Source organism: Floridaenema aerugineum BLCC-F46 (genome assembly GCF_041929345.1).
Lineage (GTDB): Bacteria > Cyanobacteriota > Cyanobacteriia > Cyanobacteriales > Aerosakkonemataceae > Floridanema > Floridanema aerugineum.
Genome location: NZ_JBHFNQ010000266.1, coordinates 1 through 22874, shown reverse-complemented (window position 1 = coordinate 22874; position 22874 = coordinate 1). Strand labels below are relative to the sequence as shown.

Here is a 22874-nt window from a genome sequence, read left to right as displayed (position 1 = left end):
TTCAGCGCTACTGTAGCGCTGAAGCGCAACAACGTACTTTTAGCTTTACTTTCTACCAAACTAATTATGTATATATATCGGAAATTGACACCAGAACAACGGGTAAAACTTGTAGAAGAAAGGTTGGCTAAGGGATACCCTCCTCATTCTCCACCTCATCCAGTTCAAGATGCTGAATTTTACCATATCACTGTTAGTTGTTTTGAGCATAAATGTCGAATTAACACTCAAGAACGTCGTCACCAAATCTTAGATATTATCTTTAATAAATTTATTTTAGATGGCATAGAAATTGATGCTTGGGTAGTTTTACCAAATCATTACCATCTGTTAGTTCGTAATATTAATATTTCACGATTAAGTGTGTTATTTCGTTCCATTCATGGCCCATTAGCTCGACAATGGAATCTTGAGGATAATATTACAGGTAAAGTGTGGTGTTCGTTTAGCGATCGGGCTATTCGTTCCGAAAGGCACTATTACACAACTATTAATTATATTCACTACAATCCTGTCAAACATGGTTGGGCAAAATCTCCTTATGATTGGTCATCGAGTAGCGTACATTGGTATTTGGAGTATCAAGGGCGAGAATGGCTCAGAAGTACTTGGGTGGAATATCCGGTAAAAGATTATGGAAAAGGTTGGGATGATTAAGGTACGTTGTTGCGCTTCAGCGCTACTGTAGGGCTAAAGCCCAACAACGTACACAAGTACAGGTACGTTGTTGCGCTTCAGCGCTACTGTAGGGCTAAAGCCCAACAACGTACATAGGTACAGGTACGTTGTTGCGCTTCAGCGCTACTGTAGGGCTAAAGCCCAACAACGTACCTACACCAAATATTCTTGGATTGCTTTCACGTCTAATGGTGCAGATTGTAACCGAGAAATGGCGGCTGCGATCGCTTTTGCACCCGCAATTGTTGTGATTACTGGTACTTTATAAGCTAACGCAGTTCGCCGCAATAACCGCGCATCTGTTTGCGCTTCTTCTCCAGATGGAGTGTTAATAATCAACTGGATTTTCTCGTTTTTAATTGCGTCTACAATGTGGGGACGACCTTCATGCACTTTTAGCACTAATTCCACACCTTGTAAACCGCTATCTTTCAAGACTCGCCGAGTACCATCGGTGGCAACAATATGAAATCCTAATTCCATAAATTGTTTCACCACTGGAACTACTGCTTGTTTGTCCCGATCGCTCATTGTAACAAACACTGTTCCTGATAATGGTAGCTTTTCTCCGGCTCCTGTTTCCGCTTTGGCAAAGGCTTTTCCAAAGTCAGTATCTATTCCCATTACTTCCCCAGTCGATCGCATTTCTGGCCCCAATAATGTGTCTGTACCTGGGAATTTATTAAATGGTAACACGGCTTCTTTGACTGCGATATGATTGGGAATAATTTCTTTGGTCATTCCCAATTCTTCTAGGGTTTTTCCTGACATAATCAAAGAAGCAAGTTTCGCCAAGGGTTTGCCAATTGCTTTGGAAACAAATGGTACGGTTCTTGATGCTCTGGGATTCGCTTCTAGAATGTAAACTTTGGGGGTGTAGCTGTATGCGTCGGCGATCGCATATTGTACGTTCATTAACCCAATTACATTCAATGCTTTGGCTAATCTGATAGTTTGATCCCGAATTACTTGCAAAACTGCTGGTGATAAAGATGTGGTGGGTAAGGTACAAGCAGAGTCGCCAGAGTGAATCCCTGCTTGTTCAATGTGTTCCATGATTCCGCCAATTACCACATTACCAGTAGCATCTGCGATCGCATCTACGTCTACTTCTACAGCGTTCTCTAAGAACTTGTCAATTAACACTGGTTTTTCCGGTTCAACTTGTACCGCCACTGTCATATAACGCTGTAAGTCAGCATCAGAATAAACGATTTCCATCGCCCGTCCACCTAATACGTAACTCGGACGTACTACCACTGGATAACCGATTTTTCCAGCAATAGCGATCGCTTCTGATTCCGATCGCGCAATCCCATTTGGTGCGGTTAATAATTGCAATTTTACCACAATTTCATCAAACCGTTCTCTGTCTTCGGCAATGTCGATCGAATCCGGCGAAGTTCCCCAAATTTTTGTTTCGGTGACATTGTGTTTAGTCAGGTATTCTTGCAAAGGAACTGCTAATTTTAACGGAGTTTGTCCGCCAAATTGAATGATAATCCCGGCGGGTTTTTCGGTTTCGATGATGTTGAGAACGTCTTCTTTAGTTAGGGGTTCAAAATACAAGCGATCGCTTGTATCATAATCAGTCGAAACTGTTTCTGGATTCGAGTTAACCATCATGGTTTCAAAACCAGCATCGCGCAAAGCATAGCTGGCATGACAACAACAATAGTCAAACTCAATCCCCTGTCCAATCCGGTTTGGCCCACCGCCCAAAATCATTACCTTCTGCTTGGTTGAGGGCATTACTTCTGATTCTGGCGGCAGTAAAGTTGTGCCATTTTCTTCTTCCGTCGCAGTGACAGCGCCTAATTCATAAGCTGAGTAATGATAAGGTGTGAAAGCTTCAAATTCTGCGGCGCAGGTATCAACTGTTTTATATACCGGGATTACCCCTAAATCTTTGCGATAGTGGCGCACTTCATCTTCGGTGGTTTTGGTAGCAAAGGCAATTTGGCGATCGCTAAATCCCAGCTGTTTAATCGCATACATTTGCTCTTTACCAATCTCTGACAAAGGTGTGCGTTTCAAGAATTTCTCGGTTTCGAGTAATTCCTGCATTTTATCCAAAAACCAAGGGTCGATTCCCGTCAGTTCGTAAATGTCTTCTACCGACATTCCTAACTGCATGGCATGGCGAATTGTGAAAATTCTTTCCGGGTTTGGAGTACGTAACTGGGCGCGAATTTGTTCTAAAGATGGCAATTTTTCCTGTTTGTCGCAACCCCAACCGCTTCGCCCAGTCTCTAAACCGCGCAAAGCTTTTTGGAAAGACTCTAAAAATGTCCGCCCAATTGCCATTGTTTCCCCTACAGATTTCATTTGAGTTGTTAAAACTGGTTGAGTTCCGGGGAATTTTTCAAAGGCAAATCGGGGAATTTTGGTAACTACATAATCAATGGTTGGCTCGAAGGATGCTGGTGTTTTCTTGGTAATATCATTGTTAATTTCGTCCAATGTGTAACCGACTGCCAACTTAGCTGCAAATTTCGCAATGGGGAAACCAGTTGCTTTGGAAGCTAAGGCGGAAGAACGAGAAACACGAGGGTTCATTTCAATGACAATTACTTCTCCATTTACCGGATTTACGGCAAACTGAATGTTAGAACCTCCAGTCTCAACCCCAATTTCTCGAATGATTTTAATTGAGGCATCCCGCAAGCGTTGATACTCTTTGTCGGTGAGGGTTTGGGCAGGGGCAACGGTGATCGAATCTCCGGTATGAATGCCCATTGGATCGAGGTTTTCAATGGAACAGATAATTACTACGTTATCTGCCAAGTCTCGCATGACTTCTAATTCGTATTCTTTCCAACCTAAAAGTGATTTTTCAATCAAAATTTGGGAAACTGGACTAGCATCAATCCCTGATTGGGCAATTTCTTCAAATTCTTCTTGGTTGTAGGCAATACCACCACCAGTTCCACCCAATGTAAATGCTGGGCGAATAATTAAAGGATAAGTGCCAATTTGATGTGCAATCTCTCTAGCTTGGTTAAGATCGCAAGCAATCCCAGAAGGGCAAACATCCACCCCAATTTTCAGCATTGCTTCTTTGAATAATAAGCGGTCTTCGGCTTTTTCGATCGCTTCTAATTTCGCCCCAATCAACTCCACGCCATAGCGTTCTAAAACCCCATTCTTTGACAAGGCTACCGCTAAGTTTAATGCAGTTTGTCCGCCCATCGTCGGCAATAAAGCATCAGGTCTTTCTTTGGCAATCACCTTTTCCACCATATCCGGTGTCAAAGGTTCGATGTAGGTGCGGTCTGCTGTCTCAGGATCGGTCATGATCGTAGCAGGGTTAGAGTTGACCAACACCACCTCGTAACCTTCACTGCGTAACGCCTTACAAGCTTGCGTCCCCGAATAATCAAATTCACTAGCTTGACCAATTACAATTGGGCCAGAACCCAACAACAAGATTTTCTTAATGTCATTACGACGAGGCATAGTCTTGGCTTTATCTTAGAACTATAGAAATCCCAATCATTTTAAAGGCTTTCCCTCACTTCAGCCCCTCGATTTCATTCTAGTTTTACAACTTTCGATGACAAATGGCTGGGGACTGGGGATTGGGCACTGGGGATTGGGCACTGGGGACTAGGAAATGTTTGACCAAGATTTACAGATTGACCAGATTTCTTCATTAATCTTGATTATCATGTAAATCAATAAATCCCGATCCTGTTTTGATTTGATTAACTTCCTGAAAAACTTTATTTATCAGGAATCCCAATCCCCAGTCGTAGGGGCGATTCATGAATCGCCCCTACCCTAGTCCCCAGTCCCTTGAATTAACTTATGCAACTTAGTATTAAAAATATTGCGATAATTGCATCTGGTTTAGACTGAATGTTATAGGGTAAAAGCAGCTATCGCTAGGTGACAATTCTTTATGCTGAAATTGGACAACTTTATCTCTGATGAGGTTTTATTTGCTCAACCTCATCCATTAGCAGAAAATAACAGTTTGTCTCTGGCTAGTTTTCAGAGTGTAGCTTCTGCCGAAGAAGTTTGGGAAATACAGAAACGCGATCGCATTTCCGGTTTACATAAACGCATCTCGCCTTTAGATTATGCAAAGGGTTGGGAATATTGGTGGTGTATTCCAGGGAGAATGCTACTACCGGAAGATATGGAAGTTCTCAGAAGCGATCGTCCCAGAGTAGAAACTATTTTAGAACAATTGGTTTGGTTATTGGGTGGACATTGCTTAGGCGCAAACTGTCACTTTGACGGGCAAAATCAACCGTTTTACGATTGGCAAGAAATTTTGCAATTTGTTAACAAATCAGGGCTAAATGCTGATGTCATAGATATTGACTTTTTCCCCACAAGTTTGCAAAGAAATAATAAGCCGATCGCAGGCATTCCCACTGATGAAATTTCTCAATATGTCGCCATTGAACCAGCACATCTCCATATTGAATTTTTCGGATTGCAAGCCATAGATGGAGGCTTTAAGCTACAAGAACCGAAACCTCTGTGTAGCTGCCAACTTTGGACTGGTAAACCAATGCTAAAAAACCTGAAAACCGGAGAAAGCATTATCCGTTATGATTTGTCTATTTCTACTCCCTATGATATGATTGATGTTCCTCCAATAATATCTCTGTAGAATTTCAATTTCTTTTTCCACTCAAAGAAAGGGTAGTTGTAAACAAATTCAGACAACAAGCAGATGTTTTTGCCGCGCCAGTCTGGAAAAATTGATTGGTTAACAGGAAGTTGCATTTAATTTGGTGCAAAAAATGATGACCTTGGATACCCCAAAAAAAGCGAATACTTTAGGTGACTGGGCTTATATTGCTGTTGAAAAACACTTCAACAAAACAATTAAGTACGAAGCAGAAGTCCTCAAAGATAAAGATCCAGAAGCCTTACACCAAATGCGTGTGGGAATGCGTCGTCTTAGAACAGCAGCCACAGGATTTGCGCCAGCCTTAGATTTACCACCAGCGGCGCAAGAAAGACAAATTGGTAAAATAGCTCGCATTTTAGGGGTATTACGAGACTTAGACGTACTCAAAGAAGCATTGGAAAATCAGTACAAACCTGCTTTACCCAAGTCAGAACAAAAAGTTATTAACATTGCCTTAGATTACTTAGAAACAAAACGATCTGGAGCTTTTAAACAGGTAAAAAAGACTTTAGAAGAAAAGTCAAATTACCAAAAAATGAAGCAAGGATTTCAGGATTGGTTTAAAGAACCAAAATATCAAGTAACCGCTCAATTACCAATTCTAGAAGTGTTACCAGATTTACTTTTACCCGAAGTTAGCGAGTTTTTATTGCACCCTGGTTGGTTAGTGGGAGTTGAAAGCGAAGAAAGTGGAATTCGCCCCCGGGAAAATTTGGATCATCAGGCGGTAGAAGAACAGTTAAATCAACAAGGAGAAATGCTGCACGACTTACGCAAACAAGCAAAGCGAGTTCGCTACCAAATGGAATTATTTACCGATTTTTATGGGGAAACTTTTGCCGCTTACTGCCAAGATGTCAAGAAAGTTCAAGAAGTATTAGGAAATATACAGGATAGCATGGTTTTAGGCGAATTCCTCACCGAAGCTTGGCGAACGGAAAAAGCAAAATTACCTGAGAAGTTGAGTAAAGAACTAGCAGAAACTCGCTACCAAGCATGGCAAGAATGGCAAGTTTTACAAGCGCGATATTTAAATTTCTCAGTTCGGCAAGGTTTCCATAAAGAAGTTTTAGAACCCCAAGGTTTACCGGATTAAAGTTCTTGGAAATTAACTTGATTTCGCCCTAAAGTTTTAGCTAGAGAAAGAGCTTCCTTGGCTTTACGCAACAAGTTATCTGAGTTAATATTGTGATCAGGAATAGTGCTTGCTACTCCTAAACTTACAGTTAACACCGGAGCGGGAAGACCATCAATTTTAGGATCGTGACTAATAGCTAAACTTTTTACTTTTTCCCGAATTCTTTCGGCAACTTCACAGGCAATGTTAGCATTAGCATTGGGTAAAATGATGGCAAATTCATCTTCTTGATAACGAGCAACAACATCATAAGATCTTCTCACTAGTTGACGCATTACCTCTGCTATTTGGCGTAAACAATTATCTCCGGCTTCAGAACCTTGAGTTTTATTATAGATTTTGAAGAAGTCAATATCGCATAAGATTACAGACAAAGGTGATCTTGTGAGAACTAAGTTTTGCCACTGTTCTTCGAGATATTGTTCAAAATAACGCCGATTAGCAAGTTTGGTAAAATCATCTATGTCTCGCAGGCGGCGCAATTCTAAATTTTCTCTTTCTAACTGGGTAAAATTCTGAGTCAGAGAATCATTAGTGGCAATTTCTGCTTGACTAGGTAATAGTTTTCTGCTAAAGTATAGGCGATAGAGTTCACAGCTAGGAACTAGGCGATCGCCATCCATATTTACTAACCCAATACTCTCTAATTTATAAGCAATTACAGGATCTAACTTCACAGGTTCCTCACTCCTGATTACCTGTTGCAAAGCTCCTTCTAATCCCGGTTCTGCTTGCACTGTTGCCAAAGAATAGCGGAGATATTCTTCATAAATTCCTGATTCAGTCGCCGCTTGTTGCAATAATTCTTTTAATCCCACATCTTGACGATGTAAGTGATAGAAAGCTAGTTGCACTAAGTAAGGATGTCCTCCTAACAAAGCGAGCAGTCTTTTAGTTTTTAAATTATCCGTCCAATCTAAGTTGTAGCGTTGTGCTAATTCCTGAACTTGCTCCGCAGTGAAAGGTGGTAATTTTAGAGGTAAGCCAATATTAAATGGTGATTGATTGAGCTTTAGTGGCACATAAATTTCTGTAGAGTAAACTACTACTAAACGCAGCTTTTGCCAAACTTCAATATATTTAGCTTGTTCGTGCCAATAACGCAGTAAAGGCAGAAATTCTTGAGCAATTTCTGGATAATCAAAAATCCGGTTAACTTCATTTAAAACTAAAACTAAGGGAGTTTGCAGTTGCTGCAATAAATAAGATTGCCAATAAACAGTGCAACTTACCTTACTACCAATCTCCTCATCCCAGTAATTATCTATTCTTGATTCTAACTCTAACTCTCGGCAGACATTAGCACTAACCCAACGCAAAAACTTATCGATATTAGCGAAAAATGCTCGATCGGCTTGACGAAAATCTATATTTATAGTGCGATAATTTAAGCTATCTGCATGAGCAACAACACGCAGCACTAAAGAACTTTTTCCCATTTTCCGGGGAGCTTTAATTCGCACTAAACTTCCTGGTTTGGTAATCTCTTCATAGATGAGTTCTTCTATTGGTGGTCGGGGAATGTAAAATTTAGAGTTGATGGCTAGGGGTGCGCCGGGGAATTCTAGGGGTGAAGAATTACTAGAATAGCTAAAATCTCTAATTAATTGCTGCTGCGCTTTGGGGAGTTTGCGGGGTTCCAAAGTCGCACGAAAGTTATATTTTGTAATTGTCTCTCCCAAAAATTCACTTAGCAATGCCCATAACTCAGAAGCGGTTTTTCGCAGATATTCATCGACATAATTACCTTCTGCTGCCATCCGCGAGTAAGTTTTTCCCTCCCAAGCTTGATGCAATACCCATTCTTGCAGCGGTGTCAAGGGTTTTTTCTGAGTAGCATTCAACAATTGTACTAATTCATATATAGTCATTTTAAAAACAGATTTAAATACAACTTGCACCCTGGTTAATCACCTAATTATTAGAACTATCTGTCATAAACAGCCTAGTTTGTAACTTTTTAGTAGGCGATATAGAATTATCGGTAAACTTACTTACCTTAGTTCGGAAAAATTTATTTTATATGCGACCAGTATTATAACCTTGGAATGGCTCTGGCGATCGCCAAAATTTAAGAGAATTACCAGTAAGTTTGATTGGGAAACTTTAGGTAATTCCTAGTAATAAGTTATACAGATTTTTCTTGGTTAGTAAATATAAAACTGTGGCTACTTGTTCTTCTGGGTAAAACGATAGCTAGCTTCCAGATGTTGGCGTAATTTACTGCTCAGAGCATCGATCGCTGTCACAACAACCAATAGCACCAACATCATCGTCGTAGCTTTATTATACTCAAAACCTTTAATGTAATTAACCAGTTCAAAACCAATACCTCCTGCTCCCACCACGCCCAGTACAGAGGCGGCGCGAATATTGTACTCAAACATATACAGAGTATAGCCTAAGCCCAAAGGCAGCACTTGAGGCAGAATGCCATATTGTGCTATTTGTAACCACGAAGCGCCACAAACCTGCAATGATTCAATAGAACGAGGCTCCACAGACTCAATCGCTTCTTGATAAAATTTGGCAAGATAACCAATTGTGTAGATACCGAGAGCTAAAGTTCCCGCAGGTGCGCCAAGTCCGGTGGCGGCAACAAACAATAATCCTAAAACAATTGAGGGAACAGAACGCACTACATTTTGTAGAAAATTGGCGAATAATTGTATCCAGCGAGGTGCTAAATTTCGAGCCGAAAGAACTGCTAAAGGTAAGGAAAGAATTGCGCCAATAGTAGTTCCCCAAATTGACATTTGAATTGTCTCAATTAAGCGAACAATAGCGATATCTAAAATAGATAAATCAGGAGGCCATAAGCGGGTGATAAAATCTACTATATGAGGCCAGCTATCTTTGAGAAGTTTTAAGTCTACTTGTAAACCTTGTAATGCCCAAACATAAACGGCAATAACAGCGAATAAAATGGATAGCCCTTTGACCCATTTAAAGAATAAAGGATGTTTAAATTTGAGGGTTTTGTATGTTTTTGTCATTGCTATTATTTCAGTTTTAACCTGCTTGCATAACTTCTGGTAAATTATGGCATTTGCCATCATAAATGATGCGTCCAGCTTCTAGGACGATCGCTCTTTGGGCATAAGCAGCAGCCAGTGCCAAATCATGCAATACTACCACAATTGTGATCCCCTGTTCCGAATGTAATTGGGCTAAAGTTTCCATTACTTGTTTAGCTGCTAGAATATCTAAACCTGTAGTTGGTTCATCAGCCAATAGGATCTTAGGATTTTGAATTAAAGCTCTGGCGATCGCCACTCTTTGTTGTTGTCCACCACTTAAATAAGCGGTTTTTTGATAAGCGTGTTCTTTTAAACCTAAGCGATCCAAAAGTTCTAGGGCTAAACGGCGATCGCGTTTCGGAAAGCCCCACAAAGTTTGCCAAGCAGATAAACTCCCCAACCGCCCACAAAGCACATTTTCGATCGCTGTTAACTGGCGAATTAACCCACCTCCCTGAAATAACATCGCCATCTCAGGACGATGTTTTTGCTGCTGATTTTGTACTATGCCATTAACTTTAATTACTCCCTTTTCCAACGGAACTAAGCCAACTATGGAACGTAGTAAAGTAGATTTACCTGCACCATTTAATCCTAATAAAGTAACAAATTCCCCCGGCTCAATTTGGCAACTAATATTGTTTAAAATCGGACGATTCAGATTGGCACTATAGGGGGTTGTTATTTTTTCACATTCTATTGTCATTGGTAATTGGTAGTAGGTTGGTAGTTGGTGATTGGTCAAAAGGTCAACAGGTTATAATTCACTTTTGACCTTTTGACAAATTAACTAATAACAAAATTATGGTTCTATTCCGGCGCGTTGCAATGCTTCACGCATCGGTTGTAAATGAGTGGTGCTGTTAACTTTTACAAAACTTGTCGAATTGTACAAATTTTTCAGCAATTGATTATTTTCTGGCTTATTCATTTCCATCAAAGCATTGATGATTTTATCACGCATAGCTGGAGGAACACTATCATCAATTGCTACTCCATGAGCAGGTACACCTGAAATAGAATAAAGTATCCGCAAACGACTTGCTTCTTCGGGTGTGATATAAGGTGCGCCCAGGGTGTATTCGGAAACTGCTGCTACATCTGCTTGTCCCCTTAAAACTGCTTGTAATGCTCCACTGTAACCGTTTCCGTAGCTAACTTGGCTAAAGAAACCGTTAAGGCGATCGCGATTCGGAACTAAACCCAACTTAACTAATTCTCCCACAGGGAAAATGAATCCGCTACCCGAAGTTGGGGAAGTGAAAGCAATTTTTTTACCTTGCAATTGCTTAAGAGTATCAGGAGAATTGCCAGTGCGTAAAGGGCTATCTTTAGGAACTACAAATATCGATCTGTAAGTGTGTCCACCAGAATAATTCGGACGTACTTCAGCTAAATACAATTTAGCATTTGCTAACTGTTCGGCTTTAATTGCTGGACGACTGCTCAAAAAAGCTACTTCGGCACGATTTGCTCGTAAAGCTTCCACAGCAGCCGTATCATCAGCTACTAATGCTTCAACTGGCATACCCATTTTTGGGGAGAGAAATTGCGCCACAGCATTAGCTTTTCTCTGTAAATCAGCACTATCACCACGAGCGGGAAAAGCAATTCTAATTTTTGTTAGAGGTGCTTGAGCTAGGGTATTTTGTACCTGATTTGCAGATTGATTTGGTGCTTCTGCCCATGACTTTTTCCCCGTTGTGTTCCAAGTCAAACTTGTTAGTGTTAACGCTAATGCACTCACACCCAGTACAAATTTTTTTTTCAGACCCATGACTAACCTTACAATGAAGACTTAAGTATTTAAACCGCGTCTATATTATAAGGGCCAATTGAGATAAATTTTCACTTATTTTACTAACTATTGAGAGATAAAAGCAATAAATTTCTCCTGCCTCCGTCAAGACTGATGCACTCAGATCTTGCATCAGTCCTAAAATCCGCCAGGGACTCAAGTCCGGGGCTGCATAGCTAAAGTCCTCTATCATAAGACTAAATACTTAGGGCTTGCTGAAGAAAGGAAGAAAGTAAGATAGGTAAGGGTGAAAGCGCCTTTTTTGCTTAAAACGAGTGCAAGGCGATCGCATCTTTTGGCGCATTCCCCAAGCCTTTTTCAGGGAAATTGTAGGGACACGGCATTGCTGGAGATAACGCAGGAGTTGCAAATCTTTTTGATGCCGTGTCCCTACTTAGGATTCAAAAATTTTCAGTCCATTTTAATAGACTTGAGCTATTAGCCGGGGACTTGAGTCCCCGGCTAATAGCTCGCATCGCAGGTGCAAGATCTCAGTCAGTCCTAGTAGCTTTAGTCTTGAGCAAACCATACTAGAGATGTAAGCTGAAATCTCCTGTTTGCCGTTATTCTAGGGAGAGGTTAACTTTTGTAAAGGCTTTGAGCTTGGCAGTTGTGCAGGAAGTCTAAAGAAACTATGAAAGGAGCCAATGTAAATATTTCATATTCGTACATTTTGGCTTTTGGCTTTTGCCTTGTGCCGCTGCTGGCTAGTTTAACGGGCTGTAGCGGAACGCCCAAAGCAGAAGCGGAAGCACAAAATCGGCGACCTGGAGCCCAGAGAGGAGCCGAGAGGGGGCCAACCTCTACACCAGTGGATGTGGCGATCGCACGTCCGGGTGTACTTCAGGAAGCACCTATATATATAGGTACAACACTACCTGCTAGGGAAGTGTCTTTGCGATCGCAAGTGGAGGGGCGATTGCTGAATTTGAATGTTAATGTAGGCGATCGGGTGCGGCGGGGTCAACAGTTAGCGCAGTTGGATAACACATTATTATTGAATCAGGTAGTTCAAGCCGAAGCGGAACTAGCTACCCGTGAATCGGAAGTAGCACGCGCCAGAACCCAAGTTAGTAACGCTAGAGCTAGAGCCGAACAAGCTAAAGTAACACTGAAACAAGCCCAGTCAACCGCAGCAAGACGAGCATTTTTGCAAAAACAAGGCGCAATTTCCCTGCAAGATGCCGAATTAGCCCAAACCGAAGTTAACACCAATCAACAAGCAGTTTTAGCCGCACAAGAACAAATTCGTACCGAACAGCAAGCAGTTGCAGCTGCTCAAGGCAGAGTTGTTGCCCAAAGAGCCGTAATTGCTGAGTTAAAAGAACGCTTATCTTACGCCAGACTCAACTCGCCCATTGATGGCGTAGTTATTGAACGAACCAGCGAACCGGGAAATTTAGTACAACCGGGAGGCGAGGTTTTAAAACTGGGAGAGTTTAATCAAGTAAAAGTGATAGTTCCGCTTTCCGAATTAGAACTGCCTAACGTTCGAGTCGGACAGTCGGTACAAGTACAATTAGACGCTTTTCCTAATCAAACTTTTGCGGGTGTAGTTGCCAGAATTTCTCCGGCTGCCGATCCTACAGCAAGACAAATTCCGGTAGAAATTTTAATTCCGAATCAAAATGGGCGAATTGGTAGCGGTTTATTGGCAAGAGTCCAATTTACGCAACAAACCGCACCCAAGGTTCTGATCCCGATGACAGCGCTGCAAGTTTCTAGAGGCAGGGGAGCAGGGGAGCAGAGGAGCAGAGGGGCAGGGGAGCAGAGGAGCAGAGGGGCAGAGGAGCAGGGGAGCAGGGGAGCAGGGGAGCAAGGGAGTTCTTCCCTAACCCCTACCCCCTACCCCCTAACCCCTAGTCCTCAGTCGCCAAATCAAGGGACGATTTTTGTGGTGACGGCAGAAGGTCGGGAAGGGAAGGTGGCGGCGCGTCAGGTGGTGTTGGGCGATCGCGCTAATAGCAGAGTTGAAGTAATTTCCGGTTTGCAACCGGGGGAAAGGTTTGTGGTGCGTAGTGGCAGACCTTTAAAAGATGGGGATGCGGTGCGCTTTAGTATTTTGTCCGAAGGTGTGGGGCGGGGAGGGGGCGGGCGCGAACGTCAGTCTTCTGCACCAACTCAAGAAGAAAACACTCAACAAAAAGGTCGGCAATGATGGAAAATGTCAAAACATCTGGGTTTAGCCTGAGTGCTACTTCTATTCGTCAGCATATTGGTACTTTAATGCTGACTTTAGCAGTTTTGGTATTAGGAGTTTTCTTTTTTACCCAACTGCAAGTTGATTTGTTGCCCTCTATTACCTATCCGCGTATCGGTGTGCGACTGAGTGCGCCTGGAGTTTCGCCAGAAGTAGCAATTGACGAAATTACTAGACCTTTGGAAGAAGCTTTAAGTGCTACCGAAGGAGTGGTGCAAGTTTATTCCCAAACTCGTGAAGGACAAGTAAGTTTAGATTTGTATTTTGAACCAGGGGGAAATATTGACCAAGCACTTAACGATGCTACTGCTGCGTTTAACCGTGCTAGAGGTAGATTGCCAGAAAATATTGAAGATCCGCGACTGTTTAAAGTTGACCCTTCTCAATTGCCAGTTTATGAATTTGCTTTGGAATCTCCATCTTTAAAAGATGTTGATTTGCGGGTATTTGCTGATGAAGAATTATCTCGTGAATTGAATGTGGTTTCTGGTGTTGCTTCGGTGGATGTTGCGGGGGGAGTTCAAGAAGAAGTAAGAGTAAAAATTGACCTCAAACGTTTACAAGCATTAGGTGTCAGTTTAACTGATGTTTTAAATGGTTTAGAAGAGCGCAATCAAGATGTTTCTGGTGGGAGATTACGCGGTGAAGATTCGGAACCTTTGACTCGAACAGTTGGACGTTTTCGCGATGCAGAAGAAATTAGAAACTTGTCTTTTTTAGTAAGAACTCCGGGAACGAGTGCAACATCTACTATTTCCAGTCTTCGGGTTTATCTGCGCGAGTTTGCTGAAGTTATTGATGGTGTTGAAGAACAAAGAATATTTGTATTTTTAAATGGCGAACCAGCTGTTAAAGTTAGCGTGACTAAACAAGCTGATGCTAATACGATCGCTGTTGTGGATGGGGTAAAAAAACGCATAGCCGAACTGCGAAAGTCGGGGTTAATTCGCGAAGATATGCAAATCGTGGCAACTTTGGATGAGTCGAAATTTATTAATAATTCAATTTCTAACGTTACCAGTTCGGGTTTGATTGGTGCGGGGTTAGCTGTGATCGCAGTTCTGTTATTTTTAGGTTCGCTGCGGCAAACTTTAATTATCGTTATAGCGATTCCTTTAGCGACAATTGCAGCAATTATTTTAATGCAATTATTTGGACTTTCGATTAACGTTTTCAGTTTAGGTGGTTTGGCATTGGGTGTGGGAATTGTGGTGGATAACTCGATCGTCATGATGGAGACAATTGCCGAAGGTGCGGGGTTAACTCCTGGAAAAGATTCACGTACTCGCCTCAGTTCCAAACAGTTAGTTGAAAGCGCTGTTAATAGCAGTCAAAGTGTAGAATCAGCTTTGCTTGCTTCCACAACTACTAACTTAGTTTCGGTTTTACCATTTTTGTTAATTGGTGGTTTCTTTTCTCTACTTTTCAGTGAATTAATTCTGACAATTAGTTTCTCTGTTGCTGCTTCGCTTTTGGTAGCTTTAACAGTTGTGCCAATGGTATGTTCCCGACTATTAGCTATTCGTTGGACAAGCGGGGTAAGTAAATTTTGGTTTCTGCGAAAGTTCAATGAAAGATTTGAAGCTTCAATGGGCAGTTATGGGCGGGTTTTAGCTTTTGTATTGCGGTTTAGAGTGTTAATAATTCTGGCGGCTTTCCTAATTTTAGGCGGTGGTAGTTGGTGGATGGCAGGACAAATACCTCAAGAAATTTTACCCAGAATTAATACTGGTCAAGCGAATTTATTTGCTCAATTTCCCCCGGGAACAACTGTAGAAACTAACAAAAAAGTAATGACAGTTGTCGATGAAATTCTGCGTAAACAACCAGAGACAGAATTTGTATTTACTACTGCGGGAGGTTCACTTTTCGGCAGTAATACTAATGCTAACCCAGTGCGTAGTAGTAGTACAATTACTCTGAAACCGGGAACAGATGTTGCAGCATTTGTACAACGAGTTACTAGGGAGTTTGACAAACTAAATTTAGCTGGAATAAGATTGCGGGTAAGTCCTGGTCAAGTCCGGGGTATTATCTTAAGTAATTCACCTGTGAGAGGTGCAGAAATTGATATTATGCTCCAAGGCGAAAATGAACAAAGTTTGCAACGCGCTGGAAGACAAGTATTAGCAGCAATGGATGAAAAGGTAACTTTAGCACAGTTTCGTCCCGATGCAGACGATCGCCAACCGGAAATACAAATTCGCCCAGATTGGGAAAGAGTTGCTAGTTTAGGATTAAATACTAGAGCAATTGGTGATACAATTCAAACGGCGATCGAAGGTTCTACACCGACGCAATTACAAAGAGGAAACCGCTTAGTCGATGTGCGAGTACAATTAGATCAAGAATCTGTACAACGCGCTTCGCAAATAGAACAAATCCCACTTTTTGTTAACAATAATGCCTTAATTCGTTTGGGTGATGTGGCAACAATTGCTGAAGGACAAGCACCCGGAGAAATTCAACGCATTAACCAAAGACAAGTTTATATTATTGCGGGAAGTTTGAGCAAAGGTGCTAGTTTAAGTGAAGCTTTAAAACAAGTAGATAGGGTTTTAGCTGAAACTAGATTACCGGAAGGTGTTTCGATTTTACCTAGTTCCAACGCCGAAACAAATAGACAGTTACAAAATTCCTTAAAAATTCTGGGAAGTTTAGCAGCTTTCTTAGTATTTGTAGTAATGGCGGTGCAATACAATTCCCTGATCGATCCGTTAGTAATTATGTTGACTGTACCGTTAGCTTTAGCGGGGGGAATTTTTGGGCTTTATATTACGCAAACTGCGATCGGTGCTACAGTTTTAGTAGGAGCAGTGTTATTGGTGGGAATTGTCGTCAATAATGCGATTATTATGGTGGAAATGGCGAATCAGATTCGGGAAGAGGAAGGGATCGATCGGACCACCGCCATTTTAAAAGCAGCACCCCAACGTTTGCGACCAATTTTAATGACAACTATTACCACTGTTTTGGGTTTATTCCCCTTAGCTTTGGGAATGGGTGAAGGTTCTGAATTTTTGCAACCTTTGGGTGTGGTAGTGTTTTCTGGGTTATCTTTAGCAACATTGTTGACTTTGTTTATTATTCCCTGTTTTTATACCTTGCTGCATGATTTCCCCTTCGGAAAAAGGTTGTTTGGGTAATAAGAGTTTTTTTGAACCGCAAAGGACGCAAAGGACGCAAAGAAGGAGAGGAAGCAATACTGCTCGGTAAGAGTAGGGGCGAAGCATTCGGGCGACAATTTAGTACTCAAACCCAAGATTTTTTGTCCGAATGCTTCGCCCTTCCAAAGGCAAAAAATGCTTAACCGAGCAGTATTGGGAGAGGAAGAAATAATAAAGAAAGCAGAGATTTAGGATTATTTTTTTCTTCGCGCTCTTTGCGTCCTTTGCGGTTTAAAAATTATTTCCATTTTCTCCTAATCAACCAAGTTAATCCAGCAGCGATTATAAACACAAGAAGACTAAAGAGAACCGGAGTTTTACAAAATAGAGAAGTTTTGCCAAAAATCGGCTCACAATTTTTATCTGCGGATGCGAAATTAACTCCAGCGACTCCAGCACCGACGACAGCGATAAATTCTTGAAAATTGCGATCGCGTTCCGCCTTAGCCAGTTCAATCCGACTTCGCACCGTGTTAATATTATCTTGCAAAAGTTGAAAGCCAAGCTTCATATTTTCGGAATCTTTGTCGATTTGAACCAAATATTTTTTGTTGACTAAATCGACGAATTTATTCAAAAATTCTAACTGATTATCTCCATCAAGTTTTTGCCTAATAATTTCTAAGCGAGTTTGATAATTCGTGAGATTGATATCAATGATTTGTTTTTGAAAAGCTAGTCCTAACAAATCGCTGCTGTATTGCTTGATGTCTTGTTGAATATGGTCAAGACTTTGCTTAGATGCTGTTAATTGATGACCGAGCGACTGGCGATGCTGAAGACTAATTTTTTGGCGATCGCTTTCAACTTTCTTATAATAACCGAAAATATTTTTTTTAATTAAACGACTTTGAGCATAAGCCCAATTAAATTTACTAACATAGCTAAATAATCCCATCCAATCTGTATAAAACTCTGCGGCTTTTTGAGCGATTTCAGCATTTGGATAAATGGCAATCAGAATTGGAGTGTTTTCTAAATATAAACGGTTACTAGAATCGGTTGGCTCATTTTGCGGTTGCCAGAGTTGAAAAATCTTGCCACCACAAAAGTTAGCTTCCCCTTGAAAATCTCGCTGCCAATTGCGATTTGGAGAAAAATATTTATAACAATCTTGAGCAATTTCTTCGTAGTTTTGCATTGAATTTTCTGGCAACCACCCAGAGAGAATCCAAGCTTGTCCAAGGGTGATAGGTTGTTGGTTCAATCGTTGCTCAATTTCAGATTTTAAATGACTAAACTCCTTAACTGATTGGGGTTCATTTTTATTTATGACTGAGCAGCTAATTTGCAAGCCATAAGTATCATTTAGGCGGACCGGATAATAGTAACCATCTAATTCTTTATCCTGCTCAAAATCTTTTCTTGATGGAGAAATAAGTTCTAGATACTCTGATTCGATATCGCGATCGATAATTTGCACATCTTTCGGTAGTTTTTTTGTAAAAATTTCCTGATTATTTCTGGTTACTTCATCAGTCGCATTCAGAGCTTCCTTTAAATCATACAGAAATAGATCGAGAGTTGGATAAACAAGTTCGTTCATAAGTTTACATAATTCAAATTTAGATTTAGATCCCCTTTAGATCCCCGACTTCTTCAAGAAGTCGGGGATCTAAATATTACCCTAAAAGTTGTTTGACTTTTTCAGTAAAGCTTAATTTTTTAGCGATTTCTTCTGGTTGTTCAGCACGACTTATAAGAATGACAGCATTATTAATTTGTTGGTTGTAACCTGTTGCTTCTGATTGAGGTTTAAATCCTCTTGTTGTTACCCCTATTTCATTACTTTTTAGCTGTTCGATTTCGGTTGCTGTTGGTAATAAATCTCCGTTAATGTTTCCCAGAGAATCTAGTTTTAATTTATAGAACTGGTATTTTTGATTTAACTCTGGGTTAGAAGTAATCATTTTTACTAAAAGCGGTTCAGTAAAACTTTCCCAAGCTTTTGGTTGATAATCGAGTTGATCGGCAACCTCGGTTAATGTCTGCTTTTCGGTTTCACTTAGAGGCGTGTTTAACTCTTGGAGAGCTAGGAGGAAAGCTAGGGAAGTTGTGTTAATCTGGGTGTTCATAAGCTGTAGTAGCAACAGTAAGGACTATTTGGAATTGACAAGATTGCCAGGAATAAGTTAATTCTTTGTCAGAAGATATCAACTTTAATATCTCCTGCTATATAATTTACCAATAATTTCAGTATGAATTCCGAATGGGAAGCCCTTGTAGTTGGAATTAATCGCTATCCTGCACCGACAACTCTCAAAGATCTTACAGCGGCGGGGCAGGATGCAGAAACTATTGCCGGACATTTGAAAGATTACGGTTATCAAGCTTTTCGTGTCCAGTGTTTGCCGCAAAAATTAGATCAAAAAGGCAAAGTTAAAGTTGACTTTAAACAAGGAGTCAGATTAGAAGATTTACAACAAGCAGTTGCCAATCTTTTCAATCCCCCGTCTCCTAACGAAGCGCCAGAAACAGCGCTATTCTTCTTTTCTGGACATGGATGGCATCAAACGGTAGATGGGAAAGACGAGGTATTTTTAGCTACTAGCGATGCCTTTCCCATTGGAGGAAATTATGGGCTTTCGTTACGTTGGTTAGGGGAAGAAATTCAAAAAAGTGCTGTCAAACGGGTGATTGTTTGGTTAGATTGCTGTTACAGCGGCGAATTGATGAAGTTTCTGCCAACTAATAAAGATTATTGCTTTATTACAGCGACTCGTTCTTACGAACCAGGGTTGGAAATATCCCTAGAACAAGGTTTATTCACCAAGGCGCTACTGGAAGGATTAAACTCGGAAAATTACCCGGAAGGGATTGTTAATAGCCACAACTTAGCTAAGTTTATCGCAAAGCAGATGGCGCAGACATCCCAGCGCCCGTTAATTGCCAATTCCCAAAGGGCGATTTTGCTGACGACGAAATCACCCAAAAAACGGTTTGAGAATACTTGTCCTTATCGTTCTCTGTCTTACTTTACGGAAAAACCAGAAGATGCAAAGGTATTTTATGGACGTAACACTTTAACCAAGGAACTAATTTCACGAATTGAGAATAAACATCGCTTCATTACCGTTTTAGGTGCGTCGGGAAGTGGTAAATCTTCCCTGTTGCGGGCGGGATTATTGTATCAGCTAAAGTTGGGACAGGAAATTCCAGGGAGTGATAGTTGGATATACCTCGAACCCTTTACGCCACAGGGAAACCCCCTGGAAAATCTGGAAGCAGCACTGGGAAAAGGGACTGGGGAAAAGGGACTGGGGACTGGGGAAGAATTTAATAGTCGGTTTCAACCGACTTTAGCTATTAGCCTGCGAATTGATTCGCAGGCGGGCTCTGTGGGAGGTGTTCCACCCATTGATTCGCAGGCGGGTTCTCTGGGAGGTGTTCAACCCATTGATTCGCAGGCGGGCTCTCTCGAAGGTGTTCAACCTGTCGTCATGGTAATCGATCAATTTGAAGAAGCTTTTACCATGTGTGATGAAACCCAGCGACGGGAATTTTTTAACCATCTGCTCGAATTAAATCAAAACAACCCAAACCTCTACATTATTATCGGGATGAGGTCGGATTTTCGCAGTCGGTTGCGGGAACATCCTCAATTAACTGAACACATCGAGAAACCTTATATTAATGTCGGACACTTAAACCGAGAGGAAATTGAAGAAGCTATTGTTAAACCTGCTGAGTTGGTGGGGTTAGATATTGAAGGGGCGTTAAAACAGCAGATTATTAATGATGTCGAAGATTATCCTGGTAGTTTGCCTTTGTTGCAATTTACCTTGACGGAACTGTGGAACGAGGCGCAAAAGCAAGGGGAACAGTTTTTAAGGTTAGCCACTTATCAAAGTTTAGGGGGAATTGAGGGAACTTTGCAAAAACGCGCCGACGCAGTTTATGAAAGTCTTGGGGAAGCTGAAAAAAGTGTTGCTAAACGTTTGTTTTTGGAACTGACGCAGGTGGGGGAAACCCTGGATACTCGCAGGCGGGTTTACCTGGATGATTTAGTTAATTCTCATCAAGACTTGGCAATTTTAGATAAAGTTACGCAAATCCTCGCCAATGAACAAAATCGCCTGATTACTCGCACAGAAGATCCAATTTCTGAGAAATCAGATGAGCAATCTAAAAGCGAAAATCGAAAATCGAAAATCCAAATTGATGTGGTTCACGAAGCTTTGATTCGCCACTGGAAGCGGTTGCGGGATTGGCAACAGCAGTACCAAGACGCGATGATTGTGGAACGGGAAATGGAAAACCAGGCGCACCAGTGGGAAGCTGCGGGAAAACCCAATGATCCAGGGTTGTTGCTGCAAGGGGCGAAACTCGCCAAAGCAGAAGATTATTTGAGTAAATATAGTGAGTTGGGAATGCTCGATGGGGTGGCGGAGGACTATATAAAAGTTAGTCGCCAACAAAACAAAAACCGCCGCCGCCGACAACAGTTAACCATTGGGGGAGTGATTGGGGCTGTATCTTTAGCAGCGCTTGTTGCCATCTTTTTTGGTTTAGACTCGCGCAGACAAGCGACATTGGCAAACTTGCGGGAAGAGGCAGCCAATAATCAAATAAAACTCTCTGTAGACAAATCACCCACCTCACTCATTCAAGCCATCGAAACTACTGGAAAAAGTCAAACCTCTGTCGGAAATGTCCTGAGTGAAGTTTACTCCAGCCTTTATAACGCAGTGGACGAGGTGCGGGAACGCAATACCTTTACCGGACATCAAGATTCTGTCAGGGCTGTCGCCTTTAGTCCCGATGGCAAATACCTACTCAGTGGCAGTAATGACAAGACGCTCAAACTCTGGGACACTTCTGGCAAGTTGCTCAAGACTTTTACCGGACATCAAGATCCTGTCAACGCTGTCGCCTTTAGTCCCGATGGCAAATACCTACTCAGTGGCAGTTATGACAAGACGCTCAAACTCTGGGACACTTCTGGCAAGTTGCTGAAGACTTTTACCGGACATCAAGGTTATGTCAGTGCTGTCGCCTTTAGTCCCGATGGCAAATACCTACTCAGTGGCAGTGATGATAAGACGCTCAAACTCTGGGACTCTTCTGGCAAGTTGCTCCAGACTTTTACCGGACATCAAAATTCGATCAATGCTGTCGCCTTTAGTCCCGACGGCAAATACCTACTCAGTGGCAGTGATGATAAGACGCTCAAACTCTGGCCTACACCGGAAAATTGGCAATATGTGTTACAGTTGGGCTGCTCTCAATTGCGCTTGCATCCGCAACTCGCTTCTCCTGACAATGTAGCAGCAGCAGAAACCTGTAGGAAATATGGCGGTTGGAAAAAGACAGAAGAAGCTCACTTTTTGGTGAGACAAGGGAAAGCTTTGATGCAAGAAAAGGGAGATGGGGATCAAGCAATGCAGAAATTAACCGAAGCCAAAAAACTTGACCCAAATCTCAACTTAGCTGCCTGGAAAACTGAACTCGCTGCTGATTTAATTCAGGGGGGAGAAAAGCTAGCTAAAGAAGGTAACGTTAAAGAAGCTTTAACCGCCTACGAAAAAGCCCAACAATTTGACCCAAATCTCAACTTAGCTGTTGTGAAAGCTAAACTCGCTCCTGATTTAATTGAAGCAGGAGAAAAGCTAGTTAAAGAAGGTAATGTCAACCAAGCTTTAACCGCTTACGAAAAAGCCCAACAATTTGACCCGAAGTTGAAAATTTCTGCTGAATCATGGAATACTCTGTGTTGGGATGGTAGCCTCTACCGCTCTGCTAAAGAGGTAATGTTTGCTTGTGAAAATGCTGTCAAACTTGCGCCAAAAGATTTGTCAATTCGCGATAGTCGCGGTGTTGCTAGGGCTTTAATTGGAGATAAAACTGGGGCAATTGAAGATTTCCAAGCTTATGCAAATTCTCCTAAAACCTCCAAAGAAGATAAAGCTCAAAGGCAAGGTTGGATTAAGGATCTTAAAGCGGGTAAAGATCCTTTTAGTGATGAAGTATTGCAAAAATTACGGCAATGAGTAAGCCGATTTCTAGGCACGTAGTTGCGCTTTAGCGCTAAAGCGCAACTACGTACTTAATAAATGAGAATTTTTCCCACTATTAATTATAGTTTGCTGAATAAAGGTAAAAAGTAAGATAGGCAAGGGTGAAAGCGCCTTTTTTGCTCAAAACAAGTGCCAGTTTTTCAGACCTTTTGGCGCTTTCATCCTTGCCAATTTCTGCGGAAATTGTAGGGACACGGCATGAAAG

Annotated in this window: 13 protein-coding genes; 6 read left to right on the top strand and 7 right to left on the bottom strand. The window is 41.5% G+C overall.

The window, feature by feature from the left end; translation table 11 throughout:
* The coding region (locus tag ACE1CC_RS35955; RefSeq protein WP_413275233.1) for an REP-associated tyrosine transposase at nt 1-657 on the top strand (657 nt) is incomplete at its 5' end.
* Between the two features lie 174 nt (nt 658-831).
* Here ACE1CC_RS35955 and carB read toward each other — a convergent pair.
* Entirely contained in the window at nt 832-4137 is a 3306-nt protein-coding gene (gene carB / locus ACE1CC_RS35950; protein ID WP_413275232.1) for a carbamoyl-phosphate synthase large subunit, read from the bottom strand.
* Between the two features lie 445 nt (nt 4138-4582).
* Here carB and ACE1CC_RS35945 point away from each other — a divergent pair, with 445 nt between their 5' ends.
* Nucleotides 4583-5305, top strand: coding sequence for a hypothetical protein (locus tag ACE1CC_RS35945; protein WP_413275231.1), 723 nt, complete (start codon nt 4583-4585; stop codon nt 5303-5305).
* Nucleotides 5306-5438: 133 nt separating this feature from the next.
* Complete coding sequence (locus ACE1CC_RS35940) at nt 5439-6425, top strand: CHAD domain-containing protein (protein ID WP_413275230.1); 987 nt, start codon at nt 5439-5441, stop codon at nt 6423-6425.
* Here ACE1CC_RS35940 and ACE1CC_RS35935 read toward each other — a convergent pair.
* From ACE1CC_RS35935 to ACE1CC_RS35920, 4 genes are all read right to left on the bottom strand, one after another.
* Nucleotides 6422-8338 (bottom strand): AAA-like domain-containing protein, encoded by a 1917-nt coding sequence (locus tag ACE1CC_RS35935; RefSeq protein WP_413275229.1) that lies wholly within the window; start codon nt 8336-8338, stop codon nt 6422-6424. The two genes, ACE1CC_RS35940 and ACE1CC_RS35935, sit on opposite strands and share 4 nt — an antisense overlap.
* Nucleotides 8339-8635: 297 nt before the next feature.
* On the bottom strand, nt 8636-9463 hold the full coding sequence (gene phnE / locus ACE1CC_RS35930; RefSeq protein ID WP_413275228.1) for a phosphonate ABC transporter, permease protein PhnE: 828 nt from the start codon (nt 9461-9463) through the stop codon (nt 8636-8638).
* 16 nt (nt 9464-9479) lie between these two features.
* A complete protein-coding gene (locus ACE1CC_RS35925; protein WP_413275227.1) occupies nt 9480-10193 on the bottom strand; it encodes a phosphonate ABC transporter ATP-binding protein in 714 nt (237 codons plus the stop codon).
* A 96-nt stretch (nt 10194-10289) separates the two neighbouring features.
* Nucleotides 10290-11264 (bottom strand): phosphate/phosphite/phosphonate ABC transporter substrate-binding protein, encoded by a 975-nt coding sequence (locus ACE1CC_RS35920; protein ID WP_413275226.1) that lies wholly within the window; start codon nt 11262-11264, stop codon nt 10290-10292.
* A gap of 655 nt (nt 11265-11919) precedes the next feature.
* On the opposite strand from ACE1CC_RS35920, the gene ACE1CC_RS35915 reads away from it, so the two are divergent.
* Complete coding sequence (locus tag ACE1CC_RS35915; RefSeq protein WP_413275225.1) at nt 11920-13443, top strand: efflux RND transporter periplasmic adaptor subunit; 1524 nt, start codon at nt 11920-11922, stop codon at nt 13441-13443.
* Entirely contained in the window at nt 13443-16631 is a 3189-nt protein-coding gene (locus ACE1CC_RS35910; protein ID WP_459563961.1) for an efflux RND transporter permease subunit, read from the top strand. The genes ACE1CC_RS35915 and ACE1CC_RS35910 overlap by 1 nt, the downstream gene beginning before the upstream one ends.
* A 259-nt stretch (nt 16632-16890) precedes the next feature.
* On the opposite strand, the gene ACE1CC_RS35905 is transcribed toward ACE1CC_RS35910, so the two are convergent.
* Both ACE1CC_RS35905 and ACE1CC_RS35900 read right to left on the bottom strand, forming a co-directional pair.
* A complete protein-coding gene (locus ACE1CC_RS35905; protein WP_413275223.1) occupies nt 16891-18198 on the bottom strand; it encodes a hypothetical protein in 1308 nt (435 codons plus the stop codon).
* A gap of 76 nt (nt 18199-18274) precedes the next feature.
* Nucleotides 18275-18727, bottom strand: coding sequence for a hypothetical protein (locus ACE1CC_RS35900; RefSeq protein WP_413275222.1), 453 nt, complete (start codon nt 18725-18727; stop codon nt 18275-18277).
* 123 nt (nt 18728-18850) lie between these two features.
* Between ACE1CC_RS35900 and ACE1CC_RS35895 the strand changes: the two genes are divergently transcribed.
* Nucleotides 18851-22642, top strand: coding sequence for an nSTAND1 domain-containing NTPase (locus ACE1CC_RS35895; protein ID WP_413275221.1), 3792 nt, complete (start codon nt 18851-18853; stop codon nt 22640-22642).
* Nucleotides 22643-22874 lie beyond the last annotated feature (232 nt).

Bases quoted from the DNA above. Each gene is read 5' to 3' on its own strand.
- carB (WP_413275232.1), bottom strand. From the start codon at position 4,137: ATGCCTCGTCGTAATGACATTAAGAAAATCTTGTTGTTGGGTTCTGGC.
- ACE1CC_RS35945 (WP_413275231.1), top strand. From the start codon at position 4,583: ATGCTGAAATTGGACAACTTTATCTCTGATGAGGTTTTATTTGCTCAA.
- ACE1CC_RS35940 (WP_413275230.1), top strand. From the start codon at position 5,439: ATGATGACCTTGGATACCCCAAAAAAAGCGAATACTTTAGGTGACTGG.
- ACE1CC_RS35935 (WP_413275229.1), bottom strand. From the start codon at position 8,338: ATGACTATATATGAATTAGTACAATTGTTGAATGCTACTCAGAAAAAA.
- phnE (WP_413275228.1), bottom strand. From the start codon at position 9,463: ATGACAAAAACATACAAAACCCTCAAATTTAAACATCCTTTATTCTTT.
- ACE1CC_RS35925 (WP_413275227.1), bottom strand. From the start codon at position 10,193: ATGACAATAGAATGTGAAAAAATAACAACCCCCTATAGTGCCAATCTG.
- ACE1CC_RS35920 (WP_413275226.1), bottom strand. From the start codon at position 11,264: ATGGGTCTGAAAAAAAAATTTGTACTGGGTGTGAGTGCATTAGCGTTA.
- ACE1CC_RS35915 (WP_413275225.1), top strand. From the start codon at position 11,920: ATGAAAGGAGCCAATGTAAATATTTCATATTCGTACATTTTGGCTTTT.
- ACE1CC_RS35910 (WP_459563961.1), top strand. From the start codon at position 13,443: ATGGAAAATGTCAAAACATCTGGGTTTAGCCTGAGTGCTACTTCTATT.
- ACE1CC_RS35905 (WP_413275223.1), bottom strand. From the start codon at position 18,198: ATGAACGAACTTGTTTATCCAACTCTCGATCTATTTCTGTATGATTTA.
- ACE1CC_RS35900 (WP_413275222.1), bottom strand. From the start codon at position 18,727: ATGAACACCCAGATTAACACAACTTCCCTAGCTTTCCTCCTAGCTCTC.
- ACE1CC_RS35895 (WP_413275221.1), top strand. From the start codon at position 18,851: ATGAATTCCGAATGGGAAGCCCTTGTAGTTGGAATTAATCGCTATCCT.